The sequence below is a fragment of the Komagataeibacter melaceti genome (assembly GCF_003403295.1).
GTDB lineage: Bacteria > Pseudomonadota > Alphaproteobacteria > Acetobacterales > Acetobacteraceae > Komagataeibacter > Komagataeibacter melaceti.
This window is the reverse complement of the sequence record NZ_QUWV01000215.1, coordinates 1-3,656: the sequence shown is the minus strand read 5'-3', so window position 1 is coordinate 3,656 and position 3,656 is coordinate 1. Positions and strand designations below refer to the sequence as shown.

Genomic DNA, 3,656 nt, shown 5'->3' with positions numbered 1-3,656 from the left:
AGAAAAACGCCTCCATCCCCTTCACTCCCGTCACCGTCTCCGGGCGCTCGCCGCCCCGGAACCCCGGCAGGATATGGTCTAGTAAAACCGACAGTTTGACTTTCATTTCAACCGAAAAAACATACAATAACGAAAATAAAAACGGCCTTTATTGGCGGTTTTCTGCCGTTTTATGCTTGCGTTACTTGGGTATCCGTACTAAGTTTTTCTTGTCGGGAGGGATTGGCCCTCCCGGCCCAAGCGCCCCGGCAGGTGCAGCGAACACCACGCCGGGACTGCGCCAGAAATGAAGGTCAAGTTCATGTCCGACGTTGCAAACACCATCGCCCACAACGCCCCCGCTGGCAAGGCGTCCCCCGCCGAGGCCCGCCGTGCGAACGAAGCCCGCGCCCGCGCAAAGGGCTATGCCGCCCCGTCTCTGGCGGACGTACAGAACCTTGCGCCCAATGACGACCAGATGGCGAAGATCACCAGCTCTTTCGGCATCGAGGCCGGGGACGCCGACGAACTCACCGGGCTGGGTAGCAACATGATCCGCGACCAGTACACCACACTGGCGCCGGTTCTTGTCACCATGTATCGCGGGGAGCCGAATTATCAGGGGCTTAAAATCCACCTCGACCGGGTGGTTGACGGCCTTGTGCGCTCCGCCTACGGCGCGGCGGAGTTCTACGAAAAGCGCCGTCTGGCCGCGAAAGATGCCGTGAACGCATTTTCCAACGAACACCGCGACGAGGACCGCATGGGCATCGACGGCGGCGCGAACCGGGTGGACGGCCTGCGTGAAATCGCGGCGCAGCACGCCGCAAAAGCCTACTCTCTCGCCTGCGTGGCCGCCGGGGCATGTGCCGCATACGAGGAACTGATGGGGCAGGCATGGGAGCCCTACGTGGGAAATAACCGCCGCAGCGTGTCGGAGCAGGCGGCGGCGCTCAGGAATGACGCCCTCGGCTTCTGATCCAGCCAGCCGGGCCATATGGCCCGGCACCCCTTCCGTGCCAAAATGGACACAAAATGCCAGATACCCACGCCACCGCCCGCCGTATCCTGCGCGCGCTTCTCCCCCCGCCCCAGACCCCGAAACACAGGGAAGACAGACTCAAGGCCCTTGCCGGGGCTTTCCAGACATTGGCCCTCGGGGCGGTGGGCGTGGGTTTTCTCACGCCCATGATTACGGATTACACCGCGTTAAACCGTTCTCATGTGTTGGTGGCCTGTCTCCTGTCCCTGATCTTTGAGGGCATTTCTTTGACTCTTCTGGCGTATATCCCATATGATTCCGGGAATGATGCTGTCTCGTCGAAAGGAGACAACAATGGATAATTTCACGCTCAGCACCCTCGGCATCGTGGTGCCTTTCGCCGTCTTTACGCTTCTTTTCGGTCTGGCTCTGGGGCCGATTGCAAGCCGACTTGCAAAATGGCGGCAGTCGCTCTGACACAAAGGAGGACTGGAACATGGATCTGGCCCATTCCATTCTTACGATTGCCGTCCCCTTCTGCCTGTTCACTGGAATCGTGGCGGTAGCACTTGGCCCGATCGCGAACCGGCTGGCCCGACTGCGCAAATCCCTTTGATACCATACACCACACCAGAGGCGGCCCCTCGGGGCGCCTTGGCTGTTCGTGCGGCGCATACGCCATGGTCCAGCGTCGGAAACGTCGCCCGCGCCGTCAAGTCGGCCTCCGGCCCCGCTCGCGCGGCTTCGCATCCCTCTCCACGCTCAGGCCGTCATGCGTATGGCGCAAGGCATCGCCTCGCCCCATACGCATGACGGCCTGGCTTGTTCAGGATGCTACGGACCTGACCGCGCGGGCGACGCCATAAAGGCATCAGGAAAAAAAATACGGATACATTCAGTCCCGGAGACTGCCCGGCAGGGTTGGCGGGTCCGGCGCTCGTCCATTCCATGCCGCCTTGAACCGCGCCCATTCCGCATGCCGTAGCCGATCGGTCTCTGCCGTCACAACCACGCTCCATTCTTCGCGCGCCGCACTATAACGCCAGCCCGCCCAGGTCATCTCGATCCGCCCGGAAACCGGAACTTCCTCACGGAAACGAAGCGCCAGACGCTGCGTCGCCATGCTTGACGCTGGCGCTGGCTTCAGCCACGCCAGAGAGCTCGCCATCGCCGGGTCGGGGTGCGGCCCGTCATGCATGTCCCCAATCTGTTCCGGCTGTTCCTGTATCCACTTCACCCGCATCTGTCGCTGGCTCCCCTGTCTCTGTCTGGTCGGTCCGCCGGGGACCGTTGCCTTCATCCTGGGAAAGGATTTCCCTGACAGGGACGTTCTAGCCAAAGCCGTTGTGGGTCCGGTTCGCAGCACCATGGGGCATCATCCGCTCTCCGGAAGGTCGGACACGAAAGAAGGTGCGGGTGGCCCTTCGGGTTCGGTCGCCAAGCTTCTCCAGACGGCTGCGCCGCCAGGAGAAGTCCAGCCCCCTGCGGGGTCTGTCCGCGTTCGCGCTAATGCTCCCCCACATCCTTGTCCATGATCGGCATGAAGTCGAAAAATGGATCGGGGAGCGTGACGGCTCCTCAACCCCCCTGTCACGCCTGCGGCGCGCCAGGGAGGCCCGTTACGGGGATTACGGCCGCGCATCCAGCTTCAGTGTGACAGTGCCCCGGCCAGGGCGCCAGGACGGCCTTCGGCCCCGCTGCGCGGCTCCGCGACCCTCCCTGCGCCTTGGCCGTCCTGCGTGTGTCGCAGGGCGTCGCCCCGCGCCACCCGCAGGCCGACCGGCTTGTTCGGGCCGCTCCGGTCGTGACCCCCTGTCCGCGCCACCGTCATGCCCGGGGGCAGGATGTGGCTCAGAAAAACGCCTCCATCCCCTTCACTCCCGTCACCGTCTCCGGGCGCTCGCCGCCCCGGAACCCCGGCAGGATATGGTCTAGTAAAACCGACATTTTGACTTTCATTTCAACCGAAAAAACACACAATAACGCAAATAAAAACGGCCTTTATTGGCGGTTTTCTGTCGTTTTATGCTTGAGTTTCTTTGGTGTCCGTACTAAGTTTTTCTTGTCGGGAGGGATTGGCCCTTCCGGCCCAAGCGCCCCGGCAGGTGCCCTCACACCACGCCGGGACTGCGCCAGAAATGAAGGTAAAGTTCATGTCCGACGTGGGAAAGACGATAGGCAATGTGCCTCACCTCGCGCAAGGCGGGGCGGCGGAACCGGAAGACGCACATTATTCCGATCAGACGCTTGCCGCCCTGGTTAAATGCCATGGGTGGCGCTATCGGGATGTGAAGCAGCCACAAAACGGCGTTGAACGTCTGTTTGACGGTCTTGCCCATGACGGGATGGTGGTACCCGATGGCGCACGGTATCTGCTGGCCAACTATTCCGAAGATCCGGAAAGGCGCCGGTATATCGCCTTGTATGCCGGGTGGGAACTGCTCGGGGACTGGGACGGCCGGAATGGATCGCCAGAAGATATTGCCTCCCGGCTCAATGAACGGGCGGAGCACTACGTTCAGTTGGAGCGGGTCAGGCCGGAAGCCGCCTGAATAACTCCAGAAATCACAAAGACCCTCCTTAATATTGATGATGGAAAAGACACATTGTTGATTTTCACTGAGAACTGACCCGGGTAGGGCGGAAATTTTCATCGAGATTTGACCCATGCCTCCACACTCCCCGGCATCATCTG

At 61.3% G+C, this 3,656-nt stretch carries 6 protein-coding genes; 5 read left to right on the top strand and 1 reads right to left on the bottom strand.

Annotated elements, in window-relative coordinates; genetic code table 11:
• From DY926_RS17730 to DY926_RS18050, 4 genes are all read left to right on the top strand, one after another.
• The coding region (locus DY926_RS17730) for a hypothetical protein (RefSeq protein WP_206609056.1) at nucleotides 1–290 on the top strand (290 nt) is incomplete at its 5' end.
• Between the two features lie 11 nt (nucleotides 291–301).
• A complete protein-coding gene (locus tag DY926_RS16460; RefSeq protein ID WP_116704334.1) occupies nucleotides 302–958 on the top strand; it encodes a hypothetical protein in 657 nt (218 codons plus the stop codon).
• Between the two features lie 56 nt (nucleotides 959–1,014).
• On the top strand, nucleotides 1,015–1,323 hold the full coding sequence (locus tag DY926_RS16455; protein ID WP_116704333.1) for a hypothetical protein: 309 nt from the start codon (nucleotides 1,015–1,017) through the stop codon (nucleotides 1,321–1,323).
• Nucleotides 1,316–1,438, top strand: coding sequence for a hypothetical protein (locus DY926_RS18050; RefSeq protein WP_274541816.1), 123 nt, complete (start codon nucleotides 1,316–1,318; stop codon nucleotides 1,436–1,438). The genes DY926_RS16455 and DY926_RS18050 overlap by 8 nt, the downstream gene beginning before the upstream one ends.
• A 418-nt stretch (nucleotides 1,439–1,856) precedes the next feature.
• On the opposite strand, the gene DY926_RS16450 is transcribed toward DY926_RS18050, so the two are convergent.
• On the bottom strand, nucleotides 1,857–2,261 hold the full coding sequence (locus DY926_RS16450; protein WP_148707838.1) for a hypothetical protein: 405 nt from the start codon (nucleotides 2,259–2,261) through the stop codon (nucleotides 1,857–1,859).
• An 853-nt stretch (nucleotides 2,262–3,114) separates the two neighbouring features.
• On the opposite strand from DY926_RS16450, the gene DY926_RS16445 reads away from it, so the two are divergent.
• Nucleotides 3,115–3,513, top strand: a complete 399-nt coding sequence (locus tag DY926_RS16445; RefSeq protein ID WP_148707837.1) for a hypothetical protein — start codon at nucleotides 3,115–3,117, stop codon at nucleotides 3,511–3,513.
• Nucleotides 3,514–3,656 lie beyond the last annotated feature (143 nt).